The organism is Piscinibacter gummiphilus (genome assembly GCF_002116905.1).
Taxonomy (GTDB): domain Bacteria; phylum Pseudomonadota; class Gammaproteobacteria; order Burkholderiales; family Burkholderiaceae_C; genus Rhizobacter; species Rhizobacter gummiphilus.
Window position 1 is genome coordinate 4,836,596 of the sequence record NZ_CP015118.1, and the last position, 26,006, is coordinate 4,862,601.

A 26,006-nucleotide genomic window follows, 5' to 3' on the forward strand; every position below is an offset into this window, starting at 1 on the left:
TTCGCTCAGGGGGTCGGCATCGCTTCGGCCAGCTGGTCGACGAGGTGCAGGAACGCCTCGACGCTCAGTTGGGCATCGTCGCTGGTGATGGTCTCGAGGGGGTTGTGGCTGATGCCGCCGTTGCCGCCGCGCACGAACAGCATGGCCTGCGGCATCACCTCGTGCAGCTTCATCGCGTCGTGGCCCGCGCCGCTCGGCAGCCGGAACACCGGCACGCCGGTCGCGACCACGGCCGATTCCCAGCGCAGCTGCCAGGCGGGGGCGCTGGGTGCGGCGGACGCGCGCATCGTCTCCTCCAGCGAGTACAGCACGCCACGGCGTTCGGCGATGCGTTCGAGCGCGGCCAGCACGTCGTTCATCAGCGCGTCGCGCAGTTCGTCGCTGCCGGCGCGCAGGTCCAGGCTGAACTGGCAGCGGCCGGGCACGACGTTGATGGAGCCGTCGGGCACGGTGAGCATGCCCACGGTGCCCACCACGCCGGGTTGTGTGGCGGCGCGCAGCTCCACGTACAGCGCGAGTTCGGCGACCGCGGTGGCCGCGTCGCGGCGGCGGTCCATCGGCGTGGTGCCGGCATGGCTCGCGACACCGGTCACCTCGCCCACGAAGCGCACGCTGCCGTTGATGGAGGTCACGACGCCGAGCGGCAGGTCGAGTTCGGTGAGCACCGGGCCCTGCTCGATGTGCACCTCGACGAAACCGAGGTACTTCGACGGGTCGCGCTTCAGCGAGGGCACGAGCGAGGGGTCGCGGCCGGCCTCGGCCATGGCCTCGCGCATCGTGATGCCACCGGCGTCGCGCTGGTCGAGCCAGGCGGTGTCGAACTGGCCGATGAGCGCGCCCGAGCCGAGGAACGTGGCCTTGTAGCGCTGCCCCTCCTCTTCCGCGAAGCCGACGACCTCGATGGCGAACGGCAGGCGGCGGCCCTGCTGGTGCAGCTCGCGCACGGCCACCATCGGCACGAAGATGCCCAGGCGGCCGTCGTACTTGCCGCCGTTGCGCACGGTGTCGTAGTGGCTGCCGGTGAGCAGGCGCGGCGCGTCGGGCGATTTCCCGTGGTACACGCCCACCACGTTGCCCACGGCGTCGACGGTCACCTCGTCGAAGCCGCAGTCGTTCATCCAGCGCTGCAGCTGCACCTGGCAGGCCTGGTGGGCCGGGGTGAGGTACGTGACGGTGAGCTGGCCCAGCGTGTCGAAGCCGGCGTCGGTGTGCTGGGCCAGCAGTTCGGCGCAGTCCCACACCTGGTTGCCGAGCACGGGTTCGAGGCCCAGCTTGTCGTTGAGTCGCAGCTCGGCGATGCGGTGCACGTTGCGCAGGCACTCGCCGAACTCGGCGTCCGGCAGCGCCAGCAGGCGGCGTTCGAACGTGGCGATGATCTCGGCGCGCGTGAGGCCGGTGCCTCGCGGGCCGCGCACCGCCACGATGAACGGCCAGCCGAACTTCTCGAGGTAGGCGGCGTTGAGTTCGCGCAGGCGGGCCAGCTCCTCGGGCGAACAGGCCTTCAGGCCCGCGCGAAGCTGCTCGCTGGTGGACTCGGCCGTCAGTTCACCGCGTTCGGCGAGTTTGCCGGCCAGTTCCGGGTGGGCGCGCAGCAGCGCCAGCTGCAGGTCGCGCGGGGCCTCGCGCACGGTCTGCGCCATCGCGTTCCTGAGTTGCGCCGCGCTCGCGTACGGGCGGCGGTCGACCACCGCCTCGGCGACCCACGGCGAGTGTTCGTACAGGCCGTGCAGCCAGGTCAGCGCGTCCTCGCGGGACGCCAGGTTCAGCGTGTCGAGGCTCATGCGGTCTCCGGGGCGGGATGGTGTTCGCGCCAGTGGCGCGCGATGTCGATGCGCCGGCACACCCACACGTCGGGGTGTGCGGCCACATGGTCGAGGAACCGCACCAGCGACTGGAACCGCCCCGGGCGGCCCAGCAGGCGCGAGTGCATGCCGATGCTGAGCATCTTCGGACGGTCGAGGCCGGCCGGGTCGCCCTCCGCGTACAGCACGTCGAACGCGTCCTTCAGGTACTGAAAGAAGTGCTCGCCGGTGTTGAAACCCTGCGGGGCGGCGAAGCGCATGTCGTTGGTGTCGAGCGTGTAGGGCACGACGAGGCGTTGCAGGGTGCTGCCGTCGCTCTTCGTCACGGGCATCCAGAACGGCAGGTCGTCGCCGTAGTGGTCGCTGTCGTACTCGTAGCCGCCATGGTCGGCCACGAGCCGCTTGGTGTTGGGGCTGTCGCGGCCGGTGTACCAGCCGAGGGGCCACTGGCCGCCGGTCATCTCGCGGATGATCTGCGTGCCGCGGGCGATGTGCTCGCGCTCCTCGGCCTCCGGCATGTGCTGGTAGTGGATCCAGCGCCACTGGTGGTTGGCGATCTCGTGGCCGGCGTCGAGGAAGGCCTGCGTGAGTTCGGGGTGGCGCTGCAGCGCCATGCCCACGCCGAAGATGGTGAGCGGCAGGCCGCGGCGCTCGAACTCGCGCAGCAGGCGCCACACGCCGGCACGCGAGCCGTACTCGTAGATGCTCTCCATGCTGAGGTGGCGCGTGGCGTAGCTCTGCGCGCCGATGATCTCGGACAGGAAGGTCTCGGAGCCGGCGTCCCCGTGGAGCACGTTGTTCTCGCCGCCCTCCTCGTGGTTCAGCACGAACTGCACGGCGATGCGGGCGCCGCCGGGCCAGCGGGCGTGCGGGGGGTTGCGGCCGTAGCCGACGAGGTCGCGGGGGTAGTCGGGGGTCATGGGGGTCACTTCTCCGGCCGCAGCACGGATTCGAGGTCGGGGATGCGGGGCAGCGTCTGCAGGTTGTGTTCCACGTGCTGCAGGTGCTCGCCCATCAGCTGCACGGCGGCGCGCGCGTCGCGGCGTTCGAGGGCGTCGACGATGGCCACGTGTTCCGCGTACGAATGTTCCGCCGAATGGGCGCTCTGGTACATCAGCGAGATCAACGAGCTGCGCGACAGCAGGTCGCGCAGGATGTCGGCGAGCGTGTCGTTGCCGAGCATGGAGGCCAGCACCACGTGGAAGTCGGCCAGCAGCCGCGTGCGGCCCGACACGTCGGTGCGCTGCACCGCCGAGCGTTCATCTTCGAGATGGGCGCGCAGGCGCACGATGTGGGCCGGCGTGAGTTCGAGCGCGGCGCGGCGGATCATCGAGCTCTCGAGCATGTGCCGCACCTCGAACACCTGGCGGGCCTCTTCGACGCTGGGCTGGGCCACGCGGGCGCCGCGCGCCTTCTCGAGCGTGATGAGCTTGTCGCGGCTCAACTGGTGCAGCGCCTGCCGCACGATGGTGCGCGAGACCTGGAAGATGTCGGCGATCTTCTGCTCGGCGAGCTTGGTGCCGGGCATCAGGCGCCGCTCGACGATGGCGGTCGTGATGGATTCGATGATGCGCTGGGCCGTGTCGACCGGCGTGGCCGGCGCGGCCGGGACTGCGCGCGGAACTTGCTTCCGTGTCGGACGGATCGATTGCAGGGCGGGCGTGGAACGCGGGGGCGGCATGGCTCGAAGCTTGCGTGAATGGCTAAACTGTATACACTTTTGCCTGTCCTGCAACTTCTTTCTCGGCCTCGCCCCATGGGAAAACTCACCACGCACGTGCTCGACACCATGAACGGCTGCCCGGCGGCCGGCATGCTCATCGGCCTGTACAGGGTGCAGGACGGCCAGCCCGTGCTCGTGCGCCAGGCCGTGCTCAACCACGACGGCCGCACCGACGGTCCGCTGCTCGACGACACCACCTTCGCCACCGGCCGCTACCGCCTCGTGTTCGAGGTGGCGGCGTACTTCCGGGGCCGCGGCGTCGAACTGCCCGAGCCTCCGTTCCTCGAGGCGGTGCCCATCGACTTCGGCCTCGCCAACCCGCTCCAGCACTACCACGTGCCTCTGCTCACGAGCCCGTGGGCCTACTCCACGTACCGCGGCAGCTGACCCTCCTGTTGTATACACATTTCCCCCATGGATCTCTACCTGCTGGACTGGCTCAACCTGCTGCTGCGCTGGGCCCACGTGATCACGGCCGTGGCCTGGATCGGTGCGTCCTTCCACTTCGTCGCCCTCGACAACAGCCTCACCCCGCCGGAAGACCCGGCCGAACGCGGCAAGGGCATCGGCGGTGAACTGTGGGCGGTGCACGGCGGCGGCTTCTACCACCAGCAGAAGTACCCGGTCTCGCCGAAGAACCTGCCGGAGAAGCTGCACTGGTCCATGTGGGAGAGCTACTCCACGTGGCTCACCGGCTTCGCGCTGTTCACGGTGCTGTACCTCTTCAACGCCAGCACCTTCCTGATCGACAAGAGCCTGTTCGACTGGTCCCCCGCCGCGGCCATCGCCACCGCGCTCGGCTTCCTCGCCGCGTTCTGGGTGATCTACGACGGCATCTGCCGGCTCTTCGGTGAACGGAAGAACGGCGACGTGATCGTGGGCGCGCTGGTGTTCGTGTTCGTGGTGTTCGCCGCGTGGCTCTCGTGCCAGCTGTTCGCCGGCCGCGCCGCGTACCTGCTGGTGGGCGCGATGCTCGCCACGACGATGAGCGGCAACGTGTTCTTCTGGATCATCCCCGGCCAGCGCAAGGTGGTGGTCAGCCTGCGCGCCGGCACGCCGGTGGACCCGGTCCACGGCAAGCGCGGCAAGCAGCGCAGCTTCCACAACACCTTCTTCACCCTGCCGGTGCTGATCGCGATGCTCAGCAACCACTTCGGCTTCCTGTACGCCGCGCCGTTCAACTGGTTCTGGCTGATCCTCGTGATGCTGGCGGGTGCCCTGATCCGGCTGTCCTTCGTGCTGCGGCACAAGGCGCTGGCGTACGGTCATCCCGTGCCGTGGCGGTACGCGGCGATCGGCACGGCGATGCTCGCGGGCGTGATCGTGGCGATGGCGCCGTCACCGAAACCGGCGGCGGCGCCCGCCGCCGTCGCCCCGCCGGCACCCACCTTCGCCGAGGTCAACGCGGTGATCACGCAACGCTGCGCGATGTGCCACAACGAAGGCCTGGCCAACAAGGGCGTGATGCTGCACACACCGGCCCTGGTGGTGCAGCACGCGAAGCAGATCTACCAGCAGGCCACGCTGCTGAAGGCGATGCCGCTGAACAACGCGACGCAGATGACGGAGGCGGAGCGGGAGTTGATCGGGCGGTGGGTGGAGGCGGGGGCGAAAGGGCCCTGAGCACATCACACAGACATCACACATGCCTCTGTCATCCCGGCGCAGGCCGGGAGCTTGGGCGGCGGCTCACGCAACGGCGCATCGAACGAAGCCCAGGGTCCCGGCCTTCGTCGGGATGACCACTTTTCTCGAGAGGCGTCAGCCTCCCTTGTTGCGCATGAAGTCAGCGGTCTGGAAGAACGACTTGTCCAGACGCTCGACCAGCTCCGGGTCGAGCTGAAGCTCGACTATCGCCTGGTGCATGCACGCCAGCCACTGATCCCGCTCCTTGATGCCGATGGCGAACGGCATGTGCCGCATCCGCAGCCGCGGATGACCGAAACGCTCGACGTAGTACTGCGGCCCGCCGAGCCAGCCGCACAGGAACCAGAAGAACTTCTCCCGGGTGGTCTCGAGCGTGGTGGGGTGCATGGCCCGGAGTTCGGCGTAGGCCGGCTCCAGGTCCATCAGGTCGTAGAAGCGGTCGGACAGCGCCCGCACCTTCTCCTCACCCCCGACCCATTCGAACGGGGTGTCGAACGGCTTGCCGGACATCATGGCGCGGCGAGGCGCATCGCCACGGCGGTGATGCCCTTGGCAGCCTCGCTGCCCGGGTAGGCCTCGAGCAGCAGGTGGCGCTTCTGCACCGCCTCGCGCACCGCGGTGTCGGCGGGCACCTCGCCCACCAGGTCGAGCTTGAACGGCACGGCCGGGTCGGGCAGGGACGGCGTGACGAAGCGGTCGACGACCTGCTGCAGCTGGCCGCGGATGACCCGGCCCTCGCCGATGCGGCTCACCTGGTTGACGACGAGCGACACCGCGCTGCGCTGCTGCTGCGTGGCCAGCACCTTGATGGTGGCGTAGGCATCGGTCAGCGACGTGGGTTCGGGCGTGGCGACCACGAGCACCTCGTGGGCCAGCGACACGGCGTAGAGCACCACGTCGGAGATGCCGGCGCCGGTGTCGATCAGGATGCGGTCGAAGCGCGGGGACACGGTCTCGATGATCTCGAGCAGCTTGTCGCGCACCTCGGGCGTGAGGCGCGAGTACTCGACGAGGCCGGACCCGGCCAGCAGCACGGAGAACCCGCCCGGTGCGGGCAGGATGGCGTCTTCGAGCGGCGCCTTGCCGGTGAAGACGTCGTGCAGCGTGATCTTCGGGAACAGGTTCAGGACGACGTCGAGGTTCGCGAGGCCCAGGTCGGCATCGAGCACGAGCACACGCTCGCCCATGCGTGCGAGGGCCGCGGCCAGGTTGGCCGAGACGAAGGTCTTGCCCACCCCGCCCTTGCCGCTCGTGACGGCGACGATGCGCGCCCGCTTCGGCGAGGGCGACCCGGGAGGTGGCGTGGAGGAGATCGGCGTGCTCATGGAAGGGGTTCGATGTCCTGGAATTGGGAGGTCCCGAACAGCAGACCCTTTTCTTCGGCGCTGACCATCGACACCGTGGGCTGCTCCAGACAGGCGCGGTTGCGGCCTTCGGCCTTCGCCCGGTAGAGCTGCTGGTCGGCGCGTTCGATCCACAGCGTGGCCGACGAGCGGACCCACTGCGGGGCGTACGCTCCCCCGAGGCTGATTGTCACCGACAGTTGCTGCTGGCCCGCGACAGTGACCCCACCGGTCTCGACCTTTCGGCGGATGCGCTCGGCCACGGTGGCGCCGAAGGCCGGCGGGCAGTTGGGCAGGATGACGGCGAATTCCTCGCCGCCGAAGCGGGCCACGGTGTCCATCGGGCGGACGCAATCCATCAGCGCCTCGGCGACGAACTGGATGACGAGGTCGCCCGCGGCATGGCCGTGGGTGTCGTTGACGGACTTGAAGCGGTCGATGTCGACCATCAGCACCAGCGCCGGCTCGCCGACGCGGGCGACGCGGTCGATTTCGCGGGCCAGGGCCAGTTCGAAGTGGCGGCGGTTCGCGAGGCCGGTGAGGGGGTCGCGGCTGGAGAGGTCGCACAGCGCGTCGATGACGGCCTGCAGCCACACGGTGGAGCCGGCCTCCTCGAGGGTGGGCAGCCGGTGGCCGGACTGGGCCAGCAACTGCAGCGCGGCGCCGAGTTTCAGCGTCGCCGGGGCGTCGCCGGGCGTCACCGGGGTCTGGGGGTCGGGGGTTGCGGGGCTCGTCACGGGAAAAGGCCTGTTGCGACTCAGTCTAGCAGCGCCCCTCCCGGCCGAAGGGTCGAGTTGGATGCCCAATCCGGCGCATCTTGCACGTTCGGGGCGCCTCAAGCCCCGCAGACTGGCGGCCGATATACCCCCCATGCACCACCCGGCTGGCCTGCCCGGCCGGATTCGTGCCCCAAGATTGACTGGAGACTTCATGAGCGCCGCATCTCCTGCCGAACTGGCCGCCCTGCGCACCATCGCCCAGCCCGCCAGCGAGCAGGAATTCACCTTCGGCAAGGACGACTTCGAGCGCGTCCGCGAGCTGATCTACCAGCGTGCCGGCATCAGCCTGCACGCGGGCAAGCAGGCCATGGTCTACAGCCGCCTGTCGCGCCGCCTGCGCGAGACGGGCCAGACCTCGTTCAGCCGCTACCTCCAGTGGCTGCAGAGCGCCTCGGGCGCGGCGGCCGACGCCGAGTGGCAGGAGTTCATCAACTGCCTGACCACCAACCTCACGTCGTTCTTCCGCGAGGAACACCACTTCGTCTCGCTGCTGAGCGACCTGAAGGCCCGCGCGGGGCATCCCCAGCGCATCTGGTGCAACGCGGCGTCCACCGGCGAAGAGCCGTACACCATCGCGATGACCTGCGTCGAGGCGCTCGGTGCCACCGCGCCGGTGAAGATCGTCGCGAGCGACATCGACACCAAGGTGCTCGCCACCGCGAGCCGGGGCATCTACCCGGCGGATTCGCGCGGCCTGTCACCGGAACGCCTGCGCGCGCACTTCCTGCGCGGCAAGGGCGACAACGCCGGCTCGATCCGCGTGAAGCCCGAACTGGCGAAGCTCATCGAGTTCCGCACGCACAACCTGATGGACACGCGCTGGTCGCTCGGCGATCCGTTCGACATCGTGTTCTGCCGCAACGTGATGATCTATTTCGACGCTCCCACCCAGCGCAAGGTGCTGGAGCGCATCCATGCGGTGATGAAGCCGAAGAGCCTGCTGTTCGTGGGCCACTCGGAGAACTTCACCGAATCCAAGGATCTGTTCCGCCTGCGTGGCAAGACGATCTACGAGCGCGTCTGACCCGACACGCTCACCCCTGCCACACGGAGTCGCCATGGCACTGACCACCTCCCCCGCACCGGTTTCCCGCCTCGACAAGCTCAAGGCCGCGCCGCGCAAGCCGGGTGAAGCCTCGTTCTTCTTCTACGACGCGCACTTCAAGAACGATGCCGTCAAGATCCTGCCCGGCGAGTACTTCGTGCACCACGAGGACATGCTGATCATGACCACGCTCGGGTCGTGCATCGCCGCGTGCATCTACGACCGCAACGCGAAGGTCGGCGGCATGAACCACTTCATGCTGCCCGACGGCGCCGGCGACTCGGGCCGCTACGGCTCGTACGCGATGGAACTGCTGATCAACGAGATGATGAAGCGCGGCGCCAGCCGCCTCACGATGGAGGCGAAGGTGTTCGGTGGCGGCCAGGTGGTCAGCGGCATGACGACCATGAACGTCGGCGAGCGCAACACCGCCTTCGTGATGGACTACCTGAAGACCGAACGCATCCCCGTGGTCTCGAAGGACGTGCTCGACGTGTACCCGCGCAAAGTGTGTTTCCTTCCGGGAAGCGGCAAGGCGATGGTCAAGCGGCTCGCGCCCACCAACACCGACACGCTGGTGGCGCAGGACCGCGCCGCGGCGCAACGGGCCGTCCCGGCCGCCACGGGCGGTGGTTCGGTCGATCTGTTCTGAAGACAAGTCTCCGGGCAAGGAGCAAGACAACATGGCAAAGACACGTGTCATCGTGGTGGACGACTCGGCGCTCGTGCGCAGTCTCCTCACCGAAATCATCAACCGGCAGCCCGACATGGTCTGCATCGGCGCCGCGGCCGACCCGCTCGTCGCGCGCGAGATGATCCGCGAACTCAACCCGGACGTCATCACGCTCGACGTGGAAATGCCCCGCATGGACGGCATCGACTTCCTGAGCAAGCTGATGCGCCTGCGCCCGATGCCGGTCGTGATGGTCTCCACGCTGACCGAACGCGGCGCCGAGGTGACGATGAAGGCGCTCGAACTGGGCGCCGTGGACTTCGTCGCGAAACCGAAGATCGGCATCGCCGACGGCCTCCGCCTGCTGGCCGAGGACATCACGGACAAGGTGCGCATCGCATCGAAGGCCACCATCCGCAAGCACCATGCGCCCGCCCCCGCGGCGCCCGGCACCCCGGCCGCCGCGAAGCCCGCGGTGCCGGCCTCGGTGGGCCGCCTGTCCACCGAAAAGATCATCTTCATCGGCGCCTCCACCGGCGGCACGGAAGCCACGAAGGAAGTGCTGATCAACCTGCCGCCGGACTGCCCGGCCGTCGTGATCACGCAGCACATGCCGCCGGGTTTCACGAAGAGCTATGCCGCGCGCCTGGACGGCCTGTGCCGCATCAGCGTGAAGGAAGCGCAGGACGGCGAACGCATCCTGCCCGGCCACGCGTACATCGCGCCGGGCGGCCTGCACCTCAGCGTGGAGCGCAGCGGCGCGAACTACATCGCCCGCGTGCAGGAAGGCGAACCCGTCAACCGCCACCGGCCGTCGGTCGAGGTGCTGTTCAAGTCGGCGGCCCGCGTGGTCGGTCCCAACGCACTGGGCATCATGCTCACCGGCATGGGCGCCGACGGCGCGAAGGCCATGAAGGAACTGCGCGACGCGGGCAGCTACAACTACGTGCAGGACGAAGCGAGCTGCGTGGTGTTCGGGATGCCGCGCGAGGCCATCAATGCAGGCGCGGCGCACGAGGTGCTGCCGCTCACGCAGATCGCGCCGAAGCTGATCGAGCGGTTGCGGTCCACTGCGGGTATGTCGACCAACCGCGTCTGATCCCATCACACACCGTCATCCCGGCGAACGCCGGGATCCACCGTGGCCGCAGCGCACTGGCGACCGGTGGGCCCCGACATTCGTCGGGGTGACACGTTTTCTTGCTACAGAAAGAGTTCCTGCAGGTCGTTGAGGAAATCGAACCCGCGCGCCGTGGGTTCGACCCGCGCCATGTCGCGCGTGATCCACCCCTTCGCCTCGGCCTCGTCGAGCGCCTTGCGGATGCTCGTGACGGGCAGCCCCGTGCGCTCGGTGAACCGCATCAGCTCGAACCCCTCCCGCAACCGCAGCCCGTTCAGCATGAACTCGAACGGCAGGTCCTTCCGGCCCACCTCCTCGTCCTTCGCGACCGCGCGCCCGGCCATCGCCTGCGCCATGTACTTCGCCGGGTCGCGGTAGCGCACCTGGCGCACCACGCGGTGCGGGAACGACAGCTTCGAATGGGCGCCCGCGCCGATGCCGAGGTAGTCGCCGAACTGCCAGTAGTTGAGGTTGTGCTGGCAGCGGTGGCCCGGCTTCGCGAATGCGGAGACCTCGTAGCGCTCCAGCCCCGCCGCGCCCGTGCGCGCGGTGATCACGTCGAGCATCTCGAAGGCCGTGTCGTCGTCGGGCACCTTCGGCGGGTACTTCGCGAAGTAGGTGTTGGGCTCGATGGTGAGGTGGTAGACGGACAGGTGCGGCGGCGCGTGCGCGAGCGCCTGGTCCAGGTCGGCCTCGAACTGCGCCACCGACTGGCCCGGCAGCGCGTACATCAGGTCGAGGTTGAACGTCTCGAAATGCTCGCGCGCCTCGGCGACGGCGGCATGCGCCTGCGCGGCGTCGTGCACGCGGCCCAGCGCCTTCAGCATCGTGTCGTCGAAGCTCTGCACGCCGATCGACAGGCGCGTGACACCGGCGGCCCGGAAGGCCTTGAAGCGGTCGCGCTCGAACGTGCCCGGGTTGGCCTCGAGCGTGACCTCGCAGCCGGGCTCGAACGGCAGGCGGGCGCGCAGGTCGGTGACCAGCTGGTCGATGGCGGCCGGGGAGAACAGGCTGGGGGTGCCGCCGCCGATGAACACGCTGTGGATGCGCCGGCCCCACACGAGCGGCAGCGCCGCCTCCAGGTCGGCGCGCAGGGCGGCCAGGTACTCGTCCTCGGGCACGCCGCCGCGCTGCTCGTGCGAGTTGAAGTCGCAGTACGGGCACTTCTTCAGGCACCACGGCAGGTGCACGTACAGCGCGAGCGGCGGCAGCGCCCCGAGGGTCATGATGCCCGGGCGCATGTACCGCGACACCATGTCCTCCGGTGCCACGCCGGCTTCGTCAGGCGAAGCCGGAACGATCGGGATCTCAGCCAAGGCGCCACACCTCTTGCATCAGCCCGAGCATCTGCCGCGAGGCGATGGCACGGTGGCTGACGCGGTTCTTCTCGGCCGCCGGCAGCTCGGCGACGCTCGCCGACAGCGACGGGATCCACAGCAGCGGGTCATAGCCGAAGCCGCCCTCGCCCTTCGGGGCCTGCAGCACCTCGCCGTCCCAGCGGCCGAAGGCGATCAGCGGCTCGGGGTCTTCGGCCGAGCGCACGGCCACCAGCGCGCACACGAAGCGCCCGCGGCGGTCGGGGTGCGGCAGCAGCTTCTCGAGCAGCACGCGGTTGTTGTCCTCGTCCGACTTCGGCTGGCCGAACAATGTGGCGTAGCGGGCCGACAGCACGCCCGGCGCGCCACCGAGCGCGTCGACGCACAGGCCCGAGTCGTCGGCGATGGCGGCGCCACCGGCCGCGCGCGCCGCGTGGCGCGCCTTCTCGAGCGCGTTCTCGACGAACGTGCCGTGCGGTTCCTCGGCCTCGCCGATGCCGAGCGAGCCCTGTGTCACCAGGTCGAGGCCCAGCGGCGCGAAGAGCGCCTGCAGCTCGACGAGCTTCTTCGCGTTGTTGGAGGCGAGGACGAGGCGCATGGCGGTCAGTCCTGCGCCAGGGCCGCGGCCTGCGCGACGATCAGTTCGCGGATGCCCTTGTCGGCCAGGCCCAGCATGGTGGCCATCTCGGCGCTCGAGAACGGTTTGCCTTCGGCGGTGCCCTGCACCTCCACGAAGCCGCCGTCGGCCGTCATCACGACGTTCATGTCGGTGTCGCAGGCCGAGTCTTCCACGTACTCGAGATCGAGCACCGGTGTGCCCTCGACGATGCCCACCGAGATCGCGGCCACGGCCTGGAGGATGGGCGAGGCCGAGATCTTGCCAGCCTTCTGGATGGACCGCACGGCGTCGACGGCCGCCACGTAGGCGCCGGTGATGGCCGCGGTGCGGGTGCCGCCGTCGGCCTGCAGCACGTCGCAGTCGAGGTGGATGGTGCGTTCGCCGAGCGCCTTCAGGTCGAACACGGCGCGCAGCGAGCGGCCGATCAGGCGCTGGATCTCCTGCGTGCGGCCGCTCTGCTTGCCGCGTGCGGCCTCGCGGTCGCTGCGGGTGTGGGTGGCACGCGGCAGCATGCCGTACTCGGCCGTGACCCAGCCCTCGCCCGAACCCTTCTTGTGGCCGGGCACCTTCTCCTCGACGGACGCGGTGCACAGCACCTTCGTGTCGCCGAACGCGATCAGCACCGAACCCTCGGCGTGTTTGGTGTAGTGGCGCGTGATGGTGACGGGGCGCAGGCTGTCGGCGGCGCGACCGAGGGGGCGGATGAAGGTCATGGAGGGGTCCTGTCGAAAGGCAAAACGCCCCGCGGGCGACCGCGGGGCGTGGGGGGATTATCGCAGCGGAGCGGTGACCCGGGGGTTCAGGGCTTCTTCTGGGACGACCGCTTGATGGCTTCGTTGATCTCGCGGATGGAGCGCTCGATCTCGGCGTCGTCGAGTTCGTCGGCCGGCGCCTCGCCCAGCACGCTGGCCTGGATGGTGGACGCGAAGACTTCCTCGCCGAGCGACTGCGTGGACACGCCGCCGCTGCTGTCGTTGTCTTCCGCCGACTCCCATTCCATCGCGAGCACCGTGACGTTGTCGCTCTTGGCCCCGCCATTGCGCAGCGCCTGCTCGACGAGTTCGGGCACCGCGTCGGCGATGCCGTTGCGCGAGAGCTGTTCGGTGATGACGGTGTCGCTCACCGTGCCCCACAGGCCGTCGGAGCACAGCAGCAGGCGGTCACCGCTCTGCAGCAGCAGCGGGCCCACGGTGTCGACCACGGGCTTGCCCGGGCTGCCGAGGCACGTGAACAGCACGTTGCGGTTGAAGCGTTCGGGCATGGGCACCACGTGGCTCATGGTCTCCTGGAGTTCGGAGTACGAGTGGTCACGGGTGCGGGCGATGAGCTTGTCGCCTCGAACGAGGTACAGGCGCGAGTCGCCGCAGTGGGCCCAGTAGGCCGAGTTGCCCTGCAACACACACGCCACGACGGTGGTGCGGGGCGTGTCGATGAGGGCCTTCTGCGTGGCGTAGCGCAACAGCTGGTGGTGGCCGGCGATGATGGCCTCGTGCAGGAACCGCATGGGTTCCTTCAGCGTGGGCTTGGCATCGCGCTGGAACATGGCAGCGAGGGTCTGCAGCGCGAGCTGCGAGGCGACCTCCCCCTCGGGGTGGCCACCCATGCCGTCGGCGAGGGCGAAAAGGCCCGAATCGCGCGTGTAGCAATAGCCCATGCGGTCTTCGTTCTTCTCGCGGCCGCCCCTGCGACTGACCTGATACACGGAAAATCGCATCGTTCAACTCTTGGCGGTCAGGTTTTCGAGCTGCAGCTTCAGGCGTTCGCTGAAGCTGAGCTTGGTATAGCGCCGTTCGGTCTCGCGCGCCAGTTCTTTTTGCAGAGAGAACACGCTCTGCGGACGGGACAGCGGATCGAGCGACATGCACCACTCGGTGACTTCGATCAGGTTGTCGGAGTACACGTTGCGCAGCCGGGACAGGCTCAGCGCGAGCCGGTCCTTCTCGATGCGCTGGGGTGAATCGTTGGGCGGGTAGCCCTGCATGCACGCGTAGATGCACGCGCCGATGGCGTAGATGTCGGTCCACGGGCCCAGCGTGCCGTCGCGGCGGTACATCTCGGGGGCCGCGAAGCCCGGCGTGTACATCGGGCGGATGAAGTTGCCTTCCTTGCTCAGCACCTCGCGCGCCGCGCCGAAGTCGAGCAGCACCGCCTTGTTCTCGTTCGTGATGAAGATGTTGGCCGGCTTGATGTCCAGGTGGAGCATCTTGTGCTGGTGCACGATGCGCAGGCCGCGGAGGATCTCGTCGAACAGGGAGCGGATGGTGGACTCGCGGAAGACCTTGTCCCGCTTGAGGTCGCGCGCCGTCACGATGAAGTCCTGCAGGGTGTCACCCTGCAGGTAGTTCATCACCATGTAGACGGTCTCGTTCTCGCGGAAGAAGTTCAGCACGCTCACCACGCTCGGGTGGCTGATCTGCGCGAGCGAACGCCCTTCCTCGAAGAAGCTTTTCAGCCCGAGGCGGTACAGTGGCTGCTTCTCGGGCTTGACCCGGGGAGTGAGTTCGCCCGGGGCCCGTTCGGCCAGCGACGACGGCAGGTATTCCTTGACCGCCACGAGGTGGCGTTCGGCGTCTTCGGCGAGATACACCACGCCAAAGCCCCCGGCCGCCAACTTCTTGATGATCTGGTAACCGCCGACCACAGTGCCGGAAGGCAGTGGCGCAGGCTTCGGCTTTGACATAATCGGATTTTGCAATGCGATAAATTGAATGCCAGTCTACAGCATGACCGGGTATGCCAGCGCCACCTCCGGGGCGCAAACTGCGGCAGATACCACAGCAGGCGGTGAAGGGACTCCGGCGCGCAACGGCGCGGCGTCCAACGCCAGCGTGCTGGTGGAGCTGCGTTCTGTCAACGGCCGGTTCCTCGACCTGGGCTTCCGGCTGCCGGACGAATTCCGGGCCCTCGAACCCGCGCTGCGCGACCTCATCTCCGGCACGTTCCGCCGCGGCAAGATCGAACTGCGCCTGAACACGCACCACGTGAGCGAGGTGAACTGGCCCCAGCCCCAGCCCGACCAGCTCAACCGCCTGAGCCGGCTCGAGAGCACGGTGCAGGGCTGGCTGCCGAAGGCGCAGCCGCTGTCGGTGCACGAGGTGCTGCAATGGTGCAAGGGCAGCGCGCCCAGCGAGAAGCTCGACGACGTCGCCCTCGACGCCGCCAAACGGGCCGTGGCCGGCCTGCTGGAAGCCCGGGAGCGTGAAGGCGCCAAGCTCGTCGCCGTGCTGATGGACCGCGTCAAGCGCCTGCGCGAACTCGCGAACGAGGCCGAACCTCTCGTGCCAGCCGCCGTCGAACGCCAGCGCCAGAAGTTCATCGAACGCTGGAACGAGGCCCTGGTGGCCACCAACGCGTCGCAGTCGATCTCGCAGGAACAGCTGCAGGAGCGCGCCGTCAACGAGGCCGCCGCCTTCTCGATCCGCATCGACGTGGCCGAGGAACTGGCCCGCCTGCGCGCCCACCTCGAGGAAATCGCCCGCCTGCTCACGAAGGGCGGCGAGGTCGGCAAGCGCCTCGACTTCCTGATCCAGGAGCTGCTGCGCGAGGCCAACACGCTCGGATCGAAGGCGTCGTCCCTTGAGTTGACGAACATTTCGGTCGAAATGAAGGTCGCGATCGAGCAGCTGCGCGAGCAGGTGCAGAACCTGGAGTAACGGAACCAATTCGATGGACTACCCCGGCAACCTCTTCGTCGTCGCCGCCCCGAGCGGCGCCGGCAAGTCGAGCCTCGTGAAGGCGCTGCTCGAACTCGATTCGCACCTCGTCGTGTCGGTCTCCCACACCACGCGCAAGCCGCGCGGGCAGGAGCAGCACGGGCGGGAATACCTGTTCGTGGACCCCGCCACGTTCCAGTCCATGATCGACGCGGAAGACTTCGTCGAATGGGCGGAGGTGCACGGCAACCGCTACGGCACGTCGCGCGCGGCCATCATGGAACGCGTGGCCGTGGGCCAGGACGTGGTGCTCGAGATCGACTACCAGGGCGCCCTGCAGATCAAGAAGCTGTACCCGAACGCCATCCTGATCTTCATCCTGCCCCCGAGCTGGGAAGAGCTGGCCCAGCGCCTGGCCCGCCGTGGCGAGGACGCCGACGACGTGATCGCCCAGCGCCTCGTGAACGCCCGCACGGAGGTCGACCAGGCCCGGCACTTCGACTTCGTTATAATCAACGCCCTGTTCGAAACCGCGCTGTTCGATCTGAAAGCGATCGTCCATGCGCAGCGGCTCAAGTACGCGGTGCAGAAGAAGGCCAAGCCTTCGGTGTTCGCAGCCCTCGGACTGAACTGATCTTTCTTTTCGCTTTCCCCGGAGTGACCCCATGGCCCGCATCACCGTCGAAGACTGCCTGACCAAGATCCCGAACCGCTTCCAGCTGGTTCTGGCCGCCACGTACCGTGCGCGCATGCTGAGCCAGGGCCACGCCCCGAAGATCGAGACGAAGAACAAGCCCGGCGTGACCGCGCTGCGCGAGATCGCCGCCGGCGAGATCGGCATCGAGATGCTGCGCAAGGTCCCGGTCTGATCGAACCGGCTCCTGCGTGAACGACGGCCCTTCGGGGCCGTTTTGTTTTGTGGCGGACAACCCTGCGAGGTACGCTCCCCGGCAATCGGGGTAAATTAGGGGGATGGGCGCCCCCTCCTCCTCGCTGCGAAAACCTGAAGTTTCCGGTTCCGGCCGTCGGAACCCGCCCCCGTCGTTGCCTGCGGCCGCCACCGACGCGGCCGCTGCCTCGTTTGCCGCGCTGACGCACAAGCTCGACTACCTCGACCCGGCCGACATCAAGCGCGTGCGCGACGCGTACCGTTTCGCCGACGAGGCCCACCTGGGCCAGTTCCGCGCCAGCGGCGAGCCGTACATCACCCACCCCATCGCCGTCGCCGGCATGTGCGCCGAGTGGAAGCTCGACGCCCAGGCGATCATGGCCGCGCTGATGCACGACGCCATGGAGGACTGCGGCGTCACGAAGGTGGAACTGATCGAGCGCTTCGGCGCCCCCACCGCCGACCTGGTCGACGGACTCACGAAGCTCGACAAGCTGCAGTTCTCCACGAAGGAGGAATCGCAGGCCGAGTCGTTCCGCAAGATGCTGCTGGCGATGGCGCGCGACGTGCGGGTCATCCTGATCAAGCTGGCCGACCGCCTGCACAACATGCGCACGATGTCGGCCATGGCCGCGTCGAAGAGCGTGCGCATCGCCCGCGAGACGCTCGAGATCTACGCCCCCATCGCGCACCGCCTGGGCCTGAACCAGACCTACCGCGAGCTGCAGGAGCTGTCCTTCCAGTACCTGCGCCGCTGGCGCCACGCCGCGCTGTCGAAGGCCGTGCTGCGCGCGCGGGGCTACCGCCGCGACATCGTCGACCGCATCCAGCGCGAGGTGGAGAAGGCCTTCGCCGACCAGGGCGCCAAGGCGCAGGTGTACGGTCGCGAGAAGACGCTCTACTCGATCTACACGAAGATGCGCGAGAAGCACCTGAGCTTCGCGCAGGTCAACGACATCTTCGGTTTCCGCATCGTGGTGGCCACGCTCCCGGAGTGCTACCTCGCGCTCGGCGTGCTGCACCAGCTCTACAAGCCGCTGCCCGGCCGCTTCAAGGACTACATCGCGATCCCGAAGGCCAACGGCTACCAGTCGCTGCACACCACGCTCGTCAGCCCGCTCGGCACCGCGGTCGAGTTCCAGATCCGCACCGACGCCATGCACGCCGTGGCCGAGAAAGGCATCGCGGCGCACTGGATGTACAAGGCCGGCGGCGGCCAGGTGCAGGACGCACAGCGCCTGGGCGCCCTGTGGCTGCAATCGCTCGTCGACATCCAGGACGAGACCCGCGACGCCAGCGAGTTCCTCGAACACGTCAAGATCGACCTGTTCCCGGACGCGGTCTACGTGTTCACGCCCAAGTCGAAGATCATGGCGCTGCCCCGCGGCGCCACGCCGGTCGACTTCGCCTACGCCATCCACTCCGACATCGGCGACCACTGCGTGGCGGCCAAGGTCAACGGCGACCCGGTGGCGCTGCGCACCGAGCTGCGCAGCGGCGACGTCGTGGAGGTCATCACCGCGCCGGGCGCCCGCCCGAACCCGGGCTGGCTCAACTTCGTGCGCACGGGCCGCGCCCGCTCGAAGATCCGGCACTACCTGAAGAACATGGAGCAGGAGGAGTCGCAGCAGCTCGGCGAGAAGCTCCTCGCGCAGGCGCTGCGGGCCGAGGGCCTCACGCTGCCGCCGGCCGACGCCCCCGACGCCCCGGCGGGAAGCCTCTGGCAGCAGCTCACGCGCTGGAGCGGCAACCGCACGCGCGCCGACCTGCTGATCGACGTGGGCCTCGGCCGCAAGATCGCCACCATCGTGGCCAAGCGCCTGGCCCAGCTGATGGTGGAACACGGCGTCAAGCCCGACGCGCTCACGCTCACGATGGGCCGCTACGCCGCCGCCGACGACGCCACGCCCACCCAGGGCCTCGTGGTCATCGACGGTGCCGAGGGCGCGTCGGTGCAGCTCGCCACCTGCTGCCGCCCCATCCCGGGCGACCCGATCGTGGGCTACCTGGGCCGCGGCGAGGGCCTGATGGTGCACACCGCCGAATGCGGCGTCGGCAAGCGCCTGTTCGAACGCGACAGCGAACGCTGGATGACGGTCGACTGGGCGGAGGAACCCACCCGTGCCTTCGAGACCGGCGTCACCATCCTGCTGAAGAACGGCAAGGGCGTGCTCGCCCAGATCGCGGCGGCGGTGAGTTCGGCCGAGGCCGACATCACGCACATCGAGATGGGGAACGAGCCGGCGTCCGAGACGGCGGAGCTGCAACTGCTGATCAGCGTGCGGGACCGGCTGCACCTGGCCGACGTGATGCGCACGTTGCGGCGGGCGAGTGCGGTGCTGCGGGTGACCCGCGTGCGGCCGTGATCAGGGCGCCGGGTACTTCACCTCCAGCACTTCCACCCGCTCCACCCCACCCGGCGTCATCAGCTGCACCTCGTCCCCCACGTGCGCCTTCAGCAGCGCACGCGCGATGGGGGCGATCCAGCTGACCTCACCGACCGTGCTGTCGGCCTCGTCGATGCCCTTGATGGTGATGGTCTTCTCCTCGCCGCGCTGGTTCTCGTAGGTGACGGTGGCGCCGAAGAACACCTGGTCGCGGCCGTGGTGCAGCGACGGGTCGGTGACTTCGGCGATGTCGAGCCGCTTCGTGAGGAAGCGGATGCGCCGGTCGATCTCGCGCAGGCGCTTCTTGCCGTAGAGGTAGTCGCCGTTCTCCGAGCGGTCGCCGTTCTTGGCGGCCCAGGACACCACCTCGACCACCTTCGGGCGCTCGACGTCGAGCAGCGAGATCAGTTCCTCGCGCAGCCGCCGGTAGCCAGCGGGCGTGATGTAGTTCTTCCCGCCCGCGGGCAGGGCCGGCAGCGCGAGGTCGTCGTCGTCGTCGCCGTCGGATTCCTTCGTGAAAGCCTTGCTCATGCACGAATCCTCTCACTTTTTGGCAGCCGTCACGGAACCGGGGACAGGTTTTGGGCATCATGGGCCAACGCTCACTTCGTGCCGATCCGAACGTTCCTGCCGATGACCCTCGACATCCAGACCATCCTCGTGGTGCTGCTCGCCAACGTCATCGGCACGGCCGTCGCCCTGCCGGTGCTGATGGGATGGCGCGTCAGCCGCGCCGCCCGTGCCTTCCAGGGCGCGGCGGTGGCGCAGGCCGTGGGCTGGACCGCCTTCCTGGTGGCGCCCCGCATCGGCGACCGGTGGGTCTCCACGCTGTCGATGGCGTGCCTGGCCGCGAGCTTCGTGCTGCTCTGGACCGCGCTCGACACCTGGCTGGGCAAGCGGCGCGGACACCGCCTGATGCTCGCGCTCGCGGTGGCCGTGCCGGCCGGCTACGGCCTCGGCTTCGCGTCGTACCCGTTCCGCGTGGGCTGGTCCAACGCCGGTTTCGCGCTTCAGCTCGCCCTGCTGTGTTTCGCCCTCGCCAGCCCCGCCCCGCACGCCAGCCGGCGCTGGCGCGGCCTCGTGCTGCTGTGCCTGCTGGCGCTGGCCGTCGTGACCCTGTGGCGCGGTGTGCTGGGCGCCTTCTTCACCGAGGCCTACCCGTTCTACCGCGCCACGCATCCCGTCAACGTGGCGGCCGCACTGCTGTACCACGTGGCGCTGGCGCTCTCCACCATCGGCTTCCTCGTCGCCTGGCGCGAGGAGGCGGAGCGCGAACTCCGGGTGCAGGCCAGCACCGACGGGCTCACCGGACTGCTCAACCGCCAGGCCTTCGCCGGGCGGGCGGGCGACGTCATCGCCGCGGCGCAACGCTACCGCGAACCGCTGGCGCTCCTGATGATCGACATCGACCACTTCAAGCGCATCAACGACACCCGAGGCCACGCCGCCGGCGACGAGGCGCTGCGCACCGTCGCCCGGGCGCTGAAAGCCAGCGCTCGCCGTGGCGACCTGGTCTCGCGCCACGGCGGCGAGGAGTTCTGCGTGTTGATGACCCACGCCGGCATGGCCGAGGCCGCCGCATTCGACCGCCGCCTGCGGGAACGGCTCGCCCGCGAACCGGACGGCGCGCCGGGGCTCAGCGCGGGCGCGGCCACCCTCCTCCCCGACGACACCCTCGACCAGTTGGTGCACCGCGCGGACCAGGCGCTGTACCGGGCCAAGGCGGAAGGCCGGGGACGCCTGGTGCACGCCGCGTGAGGTATCGCACGGCACCTCCGGCCGCGGTGGCCGATCGGCCGGGTTCCCGCTCAATCGTGACCGGAAACATCCGATAGTCAGCCGGGGACGGCACATTCGCCGCCCTGTCACCCCTCCCCCCCCCGCACCGAGGTCCGTTGCGCCCAAGATGAACACCGAGAGCCGCGATCTCCCTTCGCTCGTTCCGTCCACCGGCGACCGCCGCTGGGCGGGGCTGCGGGATGCGCTCCAGGTGGTGGGCCGGATTCGCTGGTCCGCGAAGGACGAGCGCATCGAAGCGTGCGCCGACACCCGCCGGCTGCTGCGCCTGCCCGCGGGCGACCGCCTCGAACTCGTCCCCCTCGTCTCGCTGATCCGCCGCGGCCGCCTCGGCGCGCTGCGCAAGGCCTGGCTCGACGCCGTCTCGGCCCGCCAGCCCCAGGTGGTGATCGACGTGCCGCTCGTCCACGACGGGGGCGTGCACCAGCACGTGCGCATCGCCGTCGCGATCGACTACGGCCCGAACGGCGAGCCGCTCGACTGCGAAGGGGCGCTGCACGACATCACCGAACACCAACTCCTGATCGAGCGGCTGCAGATCGCCGAGCGGCGCCTCGACGAAGCCCAGGAACTGGCCCACGTGGGCCACTGGGAATGGGACTTCGCCCGCAGCCGGGCCAAGTACTCCGACCAGGCCCGCCGCATCATCGGCCTCCCGGACGGCGCCGCCCCCGACCTGCAGCAGTTCGCGCGCACCATCCCCGACGAGCAGCGTCCGGCCATCGTCGACGGCTTCACGGCCGCGCTGGCGCAGCGCCAGCCCACCTTCCGCTACGCGTACCACGCGACCGGCACCGATGGCCGGCGGCGCGACTTCCACGGCGTGGTCAAGGTGCTCTACAACCGCGGCCGTGCGCCGCGCCAACTGCTCGGCACCATCCAGGACGTGACCGAGCTGAGCGCCTACCGGGAGCGGCTGCACGCCCTCTCCAACTACGACCCGCTCACGCAGCTGCCCAACCGCTCGATGTTCGTCGACCGCACCCGCACCGCGATGGCCGACGCCGCCCGCGACGGCAAGGTGCTCGGGGTGCTGATGCTCGACCTCGACCAGTTCAAGCACGTCAACGAATCGCTCGGCCACGCGAGCGGGGACGAGCTGATCAAGCAGGCCGCGCAACGCCTCACCAGCGCGCTGCGCGACCATGACACGGTGGCCCGCCCCGGCGGTGACGAGTTCGCCGTGCTGCTGCCCGCCGTGCGCGCCGCGGTTGACCTGGACCTGATCGCCAACAAGCTGCTGCGGGCCTTCGAGTCGCCCTTCCGCCTGCTGAACCGCGACGTGTTCGTCACGACCAGCATCGGCGCCGCGCTGTTCCCGGCAGATGCGGACCACCCCGACCAGCTGGTGCTGCATGCCGACGCGGCGCTGTCGGAAGCCAAGGCGCGCGGCCGCAACAACGTCCGCTTCTACTCGCCGCAGCTGACCGCCCAGGCCTCGGCCCGCCTCGCGCTCGAGACCGAGCTGCGCCAGGCCGTCGACCAGGACCAACTCGTGCTGCACTTCCAGCCCAAGTTCGACCTCGCGAGTGGCGACCTCGTGGGCGCCGAGGCGCTGATGCGCTGGAACCATCCCGCACGCGGCATGGTGTCGCCGGTGCAGTTCATCCCCGTGGCCGAGGAGACCGGCCTGATCGTGCCGATGGGCGCGTGGGCGCTGCACCAGGCGTGCCGGGCAGCGGTCACATGGAACCAGCGTCCCGCCGCGCGCCAGGTGAAGGTCGCGGTGAACCTGTCGGCCCGCCAGTTCGCCACGGGTCAGCTCGTGGAGACCGTGTGCGAGGCCCTGTCCAGCACCGGCTGCCTGCCCCAGTGGCTCGAGCTCGAGATCACCGAAAGCCTGCTGATCGACAAGCGCAGCAACGTCCGCGAAGACCTCGAAACCCTGGCCGCGCTGGGCGTGACCATCGCGCTCGACGACTTCGGCACGGGCTACTCCGCGCTCAGCTACCTCACGCACTTCCCCGTGCACACGCTGAAGATCGACCGGTCCTTCGTGAAGGACCTGCCGGGCGACCGCCAGAGCGGCGAACTCGTGAAGGCGATCGTGTCGCTCGGCCGCAGCCTGAACATGGAGCTGGTGGCCGAGGGGGTCGAGACCGACGAACAGTCCCGCCTGCTCGCCGCCATCGGCTGCCACATGGCCCAGGGTTTCCTGCTCGGCCGGCCGGTACCGCAGGACCAGTTCGAGGCCCTGCTCGGCTGACCGGTCGGTCCGCTCAGTCGGTCAGTTCGCGGTACCCGAAGTGGTCGAAGTCGGCGTGCCGACGGCCACCGCCCAGGTCCTGGCAGGCCACCCCCACGTAGTTGCCCGTGAACCCGAAGCCGCGGGCGATGCCGTCCTCGAACCGGGTCGCGTGTTCGTCGGACAGCATGGCCGTCCGCAGGTCGCCGCCGATGTCCGTCCAGGCGCCGTCGTCGAGCGCGTAGGCGAAGCGGAACACCGGGCCATCGAAACGCACCTTCAATGCCACGCGCTTCGCCGAGCCCAGAGGCACCGGCGCGGCCGGTTCCGACGGCAGCCCGGAGTCGTTGACCGACAGCCGCAGCACGCGCCCGCCCGCGGTCTCGTCGAACGTGACGTGCAGGTACGCGTGGTTCTGCGTGTTGTAGTACGCGACGAGGCCGGCCATCTGCTGGAAGCCGTCCGGCGCGAACTCGACCACCGTGTCGGCCTCGCAGCGGAAGTGCTGCTGGCGCCGGGCCACGAGGCTCTGGTCGAACTGGGACATCAGCGATTCGCGGCCGCGCAGGCGCAGGAAGCCCGGGCGTTCCGACAGCGTGATCCACGACGGATCGAACGGCACGCGCAGCGAGTTGAAATGGCCCGACAGCACCCCCTCGTCGAACGTGTCGCGCTCGGGTTCGGGTTCGACCGGTGCGAGCGGCAGCGCCGGCGGCGGCAGCTCCGACACGGGCGCGGGTCCGCCCGACGCGAGCCGCGGCCAGCCCTCGGTGGTCCACGTCACCCGCTGCAGCGCGGTCTCGCGGCCCAGCGGGCAGTGCAGGCCTTCGTAGGCCTCGGGGGCCGACGCGGGCGGCTGCTCGCGCCATTCGAGCGGGCGGCCGCACAGGTGCGCGAGGTACCACTCGCCGTTGCCGGCGTCCACGAGGCTGCCGTGGCCCGCACGCTGCAGGCCGGCCGGTGATTCGTGATGAGCGGTCAGCAGCGGATGGTGCGGACTCACCGCATAGGGACCGTCGATGGACCGCGACCGCGCGATGGTGATGGCGTGTTCGTAGAACGTGCCGCCTTCCGCGGTCAGCAGGTAGTACCACCCGTCCTTCTTGTAGAGGTGCGGACCCTCGACCACGCCGAGGTCGGTGCCGAGGAAGATGCGCCGGACCGGGCCCTTCAGGCGCTGCGTCTCGCGGTCCCACTCCTGCATCAGGATGCCGCAGAACGGGTTGTGCCCGGCGCGGTGGTCCCACTGCATGTTGAGGAACCAGCTGCGCCCGTCGTCGTCATGGAACAGCGACGGGTCGAAGCCGCTGCTGTTCACGTACACCGGCTCCGACCACGGCCCCGCCGGGTGCGGCGCGGTGACGATGTAGTTGTGCGTGTCCTTGTACGTGCCGATGGTGCTGCGCACGTTCGTGTAGACCATGTAGAACACGCCGTCGTGGTGGCTCAGGCACGGGGCCCAGATGCCGCACGAGTCGGGGTTCCCGCGCAGGTCGAGCTGGCTCTTCCGCGTGCACGCGTACGACAGGTGCTGCCAGTTCACGAGGTCGCGCGAGTGGTGGATGCGCACGCCCGGCCACCACTCGAACGTGGACGTCGCGATGTAGAAGTCGCGGCCCACGCGCAGGATCGACGGGTCGGGGTGGAACCCCGGCAGCACCGGGTTGCGGATCATCGTCTCGGACATGCTCGGGGCGCTCGTCAGATGAAGCGGTTGAGCCAGTTCTCCAGCGCCTCCTGGCGGCCGGAGACGGGGCGGGTGTCGGTGTTGCGGTTCAGCGTGCGGTCGGCCAGCGCGTCGAGGCTCAGCGTGCCGCCGCGGATGTCGCGGCCCAGTTCGCCCTCCCAGCCGGCGTAGCGCGCCTTCACGCGGGCGGCGAGGCCGCCGTCCTCGATCATCGCGGCGGCGATCAGCAGCGCGCGCGCGGACACGTCCATGCCGCCGATGTGGCCCATGAACAGGTCCTCGGGGTCGATCGACTGGCGGCGCACCTTCGCGTCGAAGTTCAGGCCGCCGGACGTGAAGCCGCCGCCCTGGAGGATGTGGTACATCGCGAGCGCCGTGTCGGGGATGTTGTTCGGGAACTGGTCGGTGTCCCACCCGCACTGCATGTCGCCGCGGTTCATGTCGATGGAGCCGAAGATGCCGAGGGCCACGGCCGTGGCGATCTCGTGCTCGAAGCTGTGGCCCGCGAGCGTGGCGTGGTTGGCCTCGATGTTGACCTTCACGTCGTTCTCGAGGCCGCGCGCCTTCAGGAAGCCGTAGACCGTGGCCACGTCGAAGTCGTACTGGTGCTTCGTGGGCTCGCGCGGCTTCGGCTCGATCAGGATCGGGCCCTTCAGGCCGATCTTGTGCTTGTGCTCCACGGCCATCGACAGGAAGCGGCCGAGGTTGTCCAGCTCGAGCTTCATGTCGGTGTTGAGCAGCGTCTCGTAGCCCTCGCGGCCGCCCCAGATCACGTAGTTCTCGCCGTCGAGCGCCTTCGTGGCGTTCATCGCCTCGCGCACCTGCAGCGCGGCGAGCGCGAAGATCTCGGGGTCGGGGTTCGTGGCCGCGCCACTCATGAAGCGGCGGTGGCTGAAGACGTTCGCCGTGCCCCACAGGAGCTTCAGCCCCGTGCGCTGCTGGTGTTCACCGAGCACACCCACCATGCGGCGCAGGTTCTCGACGCTCTCGCGCGGCGTCGCGCCTTCGGGGGCCACGTCGCGGTCGTGGAAGCAGTAGTAGGGCACGCCCAGCTTCGAGAAGAAGTCGAACGCGGCGTCGGCCTTCGCCTTCGCGGCTTCCATCGGGTCGGCCATGTGCTGCCACGGGCGCTCGAAGGTGCCGTCGTACCCGAACGGATCGAAGCCGTTCCAGCAGAACGTGTGCCAGTAGCAGGCGGCGAACCGCAGGTGCTCTTCCATGCGCTTGCCGAGCACCACGCGGTCCTTGTCGTACCAGCGGAAGGCGAGTTCGTCCGTGGTGGTCGGGCCTTGGTGGCGGATCGGTTCGATCTTGTCGAAGTAGCTCATCGGGGTCTCCGGA

At 69.0% G+C, this 26,006-nt stretch carries 25 protein-coding genes; 11 read left to right on the forward strand and 14 right to left on the reverse strand.

Translation table 11 applies throughout. The annotated features are described in order from the left end of the window. Positions 1-5: 5 nt before the first annotated feature. Genes uraD through A4W93_RS22120 form a run of 3 tightly spaced genes read right to left on the reverse strand, consistent with a single transcriptional unit; the run spans position 6 to position 3,483 of the window. Positions 6-1,781 carry a 2-oxo-4-hydroxy-4-carboxy-5-ureidoimidazoline decarboxylase gene (gene uraD / locus A4W93_RS22110; protein ID WP_085752662.1) on the reverse strand — a complete coding sequence of 592 codons (1,776 nt, stop codon included), beginning with the start codon at positions 1,779-1,781 and terminating at the stop codon, positions 6-8. Then, on the reverse strand, positions 1,778-2,722 hold the full coding sequence (gene puuE, locus A4W93_RS22115; protein ID WP_085752663.1) for an allantoinase PuuE: 945 nt from the start codon (positions 2,720-2,722) through the stop codon (positions 1,778-1,780). The genes uraD and puuE overlap by 4 nt, the downstream gene beginning before the upstream one ends. 5 nt (positions 2,723-2,727) lie before the next feature. Further along, entirely contained in the window at positions 2,728-3,483 is a 756-nt protein-coding gene (locus tag A4W93_RS22120) for a GntR family transcriptional regulator (RefSeq protein WP_085752664.1), read from the reverse strand. A gap of 75 nt (positions 3,484-3,558) precedes the next feature. Here A4W93_RS22120 and uraH point away from each other — a divergent pair, with 75 nt between their 5' ends. Both uraH and A4W93_RS22130 read left to right on the forward strand, forming a co-directional pair. Next, positions 3,559-3,912, forward strand: coding sequence for a hydroxyisourate hydrolase (uraH, locus tag A4W93_RS22125; RefSeq protein WP_085752665.1), 354 nt, complete (start codon positions 3,559-3,561; stop codon positions 3,910-3,912). A 27-nt stretch (positions 3,913-3,939) separates the two neighbouring features. Beyond that, positions 3,940-5,148, forward strand: coding sequence for a urate hydroxylase PuuD (locus A4W93_RS22130; protein ID WP_085752666.1), 1,209 nt, complete (start codon positions 3,940-3,942; stop codon positions 5,146-5,148). Between the two features lie 138 nt (positions 5,149-5,286). On the opposite strand, the gene A4W93_RS22135 is transcribed toward A4W93_RS22130, so the two are convergent. From A4W93_RS22135 to A4W93_RS22145, 3 genes are read right to left on the reverse strand one after another with little or no spacing between them, the layout of a single operon-like run. After that, complete coding sequence (locus tag A4W93_RS22135; protein ID WP_099959962.1) at positions 5,287-5,685, reverse strand: group II truncated hemoglobin; 399 nt, start codon at positions 5,683-5,685, stop codon at positions 5,287-5,289. Beyond that, on the reverse strand, positions 5,682-6,497 hold the full coding sequence (locus tag A4W93_RS22140) for a MinD/ParA family protein (RefSeq protein WP_085752667.1): 816 nt from the start codon (positions 6,495-6,497) through the stop codon (positions 5,682-5,684). The genes A4W93_RS22135 and A4W93_RS22140 overlap by 4 nt, the downstream gene beginning before the upstream one ends. Beyond that, complete coding sequence (locus A4W93_RS22145) at positions 6,494-7,216, reverse strand: GGDEF domain-containing protein (protein WP_407081718.1); 723 nt, start codon at positions 7,214-7,216, stop codon at positions 6,494-6,496. Before A4W93_RS22145 ends, A4W93_RS22140 begins: the two co-directional genes overlap by 4 nt. Positions 7,217-7,445: 229 nt before the next feature. Between A4W93_RS22145 and A4W93_RS22150 the strand changes: the two genes are divergently transcribed. The 3 genes from A4W93_RS22150 to A4W93_RS22160 are packed head-to-tail and all read left to right on the forward strand — an operon-like array spanning position 7,446 to position 10,111. Further along, positions 7,446-8,318, forward strand: a complete 873-nt coding sequence (locus A4W93_RS22150; RefSeq protein WP_085752669.1) for a CheR family methyltransferase — start codon at positions 7,446-7,448, stop codon at positions 8,316-8,318. A 34-nt stretch (positions 8,319-8,352) separates the two neighbouring features. After that, positions 8,353-8,991: a chemoreceptor glutamine deamidase CheD gene (cheD, locus tag A4W93_RS22155; RefSeq protein WP_085752670.1), complete on the forward strand. Its 639-nt coding sequence runs from the start codon at positions 8,353-8,355 to the stop codon at positions 8,989-8,991. A gap of 31 nt (positions 8,992-9,022) precedes the next feature. Continuing rightward, positions 9,023-10,111 (forward strand): protein-glutamate methylesterase/protein-glutamine glutaminase, encoded by a 1,089-nt coding sequence (locus tag A4W93_RS22160; RefSeq protein ID WP_085752671.1) that lies wholly within the window; start codon positions 9,023-9,025, stop codon positions 10,109-10,111. A 104-nt stretch (positions 10,112-10,215) separates the two neighbouring features. On the opposite strand, the gene hemW is transcribed toward A4W93_RS22160, so the two are convergent. From hemW to A4W93_RS22185, 5 genes are all read right to left on the reverse strand, one after another. After that, the gene (gene hemW, locus A4W93_RS22165) at positions 10,216-11,388 is read right to left on the reverse strand and encodes a radical SAM family heme chaperone HemW (protein ID WP_085752672.1); all 1,173 of its coding nucleotides are present in this window, start codon (positions 11,386-11,388) and stop codon (positions 10,216-10,218) included. Between the two features lie 52 nt (positions 11,389-11,440). Beyond that, on the reverse strand, positions 11,441-12,046 hold the full coding sequence (gene rdgB / locus A4W93_RS22170; protein WP_085752673.1) for an RdgB/HAM1 family non-canonical purine NTP pyrophosphatase: 606 nt from the start codon (positions 12,044-12,046) through the stop codon (positions 11,441-11,443). A gap of 5 nt (positions 12,047-12,051) precedes the next feature. Next, positions 12,052-12,780 (reverse strand): ribonuclease PH, encoded by a 729-nt coding sequence (gene rph / locus A4W93_RS22175; protein ID WP_085752674.1) that lies wholly within the window; start codon positions 12,778-12,780, stop codon positions 12,052-12,054. An 86-nt stretch (positions 12,781-12,866) separates the two neighbouring features. Further along, complete coding sequence (locus A4W93_RS22180) at positions 12,867-13,781, reverse strand: PP2C family protein-serine/threonine phosphatase (protein WP_085752675.1); 915 nt, start codon at positions 13,779-13,781, stop codon at positions 12,867-12,869. Between the two features lie 3 nt (positions 13,782-13,784). Next, entirely contained in the window at positions 13,785-14,747 is a 963-nt protein-coding gene (locus A4W93_RS22185) for a serine/threonine protein kinase (RefSeq protein WP_056671489.1), read from the reverse strand. Between the two features lie 28 nt (positions 14,748-14,775). Between A4W93_RS22185 and A4W93_RS22190 the strand changes: the two genes are divergently transcribed. The 4 genes from A4W93_RS22190 to A4W93_RS22205 all read left to right on the forward strand — a co-directional run bounded on the left by A4W93_RS22190 (position 14,776) and on the right by A4W93_RS22205 (position 18,975). Beyond that, the gene (locus A4W93_RS22190) at positions 14,776-15,720 is read left to right on the forward strand and encodes a YicC/YloC family endoribonuclease (RefSeq protein WP_085752676.1); all 945 of its coding nucleotides are present in this window, start codon (positions 14,776-14,778) and stop codon (positions 15,718-15,720) included. Positions 15,721-15,733: 13 nt separating this feature from the next. Further along, complete coding sequence (gmk, locus tag A4W93_RS22195) at positions 15,734-16,354, forward strand: guanylate kinase (protein ID WP_085752677.1); 621 nt, start codon at positions 15,734-15,736, stop codon at positions 16,352-16,354. Positions 16,355-16,385: 31 nt separating this feature from the next. After that, on the forward strand, positions 16,386-16,589 hold the full coding sequence (gene rpoZ / locus A4W93_RS22200; RefSeq protein WP_056462407.1) for a DNA-directed RNA polymerase subunit omega: 204 nt from the start codon (positions 16,386-16,388) through the stop codon (positions 16,587-16,589). 103 nt (positions 16,590-16,692) lie between these two features. Beyond that, on the forward strand, positions 16,693-18,975 hold the full coding sequence (locus A4W93_RS22205; protein ID WP_085752678.1) for a RelA/SpoT family protein: 2,283 nt from the start codon (positions 16,693-16,695) through the stop codon (positions 18,973-18,975). Here the strand turns inward: A4W93_RS22205 and greB are convergent, their stop codons facing one another. After that, complete coding sequence (gene greB, locus A4W93_RS22210; protein WP_085752679.1) at positions 18,976-19,527, reverse strand: transcription elongation factor GreB; 552 nt, start codon at positions 19,525-19,527, stop codon at positions 18,976-18,978. Between the two features lie 102 nt (positions 19,528-19,629). Between greB and A4W93_RS22215 the strand changes: the two genes are divergently transcribed. Then, a complete protein-coding gene (locus tag A4W93_RS22215) occupies positions 19,630-20,754 on the forward strand; it encodes a GGDEF domain-containing protein (RefSeq protein WP_085752680.1) in 1,125 nt (374 codons plus the stop codon). Between the two features lie 148 nt (positions 20,755-20,902). Next, the gene (locus A4W93_RS22220) at positions 20,903-22,999 is read left to right on the forward strand and encodes a putative bifunctional diguanylate cyclase/phosphodiesterase (protein WP_085752681.1); all 2,097 of its coding nucleotides are present in this window, start codon (positions 20,903-20,905) and stop codon (positions 22,997-22,999) included. Between the two features lie 13 nt (positions 23,000-23,012). On the opposite strand, the gene A4W93_RS22225 is transcribed toward A4W93_RS22220, so the two are convergent. Together A4W93_RS22225 and xylA are read right to left on the reverse strand one after the other, a co-directional pair. After that, positions 23,013-24,665, reverse strand: a complete 1,653-nt coding sequence (locus A4W93_RS22225) for a glycoside hydrolase family 43 protein (RefSeq protein ID WP_237357599.1) — start codon at positions 24,663-24,665, stop codon at positions 23,013-23,015. A gap of 14 nt (positions 24,666-24,679) precedes the next feature. Beyond that, a complete protein-coding gene (gene xylA, locus A4W93_RS22230) occupies positions 24,680-25,993 on the reverse strand; it encodes a xylose isomerase (protein ID WP_085752682.1) in 1,314 nt (437 codons plus the stop codon). Positions 25,994-26,006 lie beyond the last annotated feature (13 nt).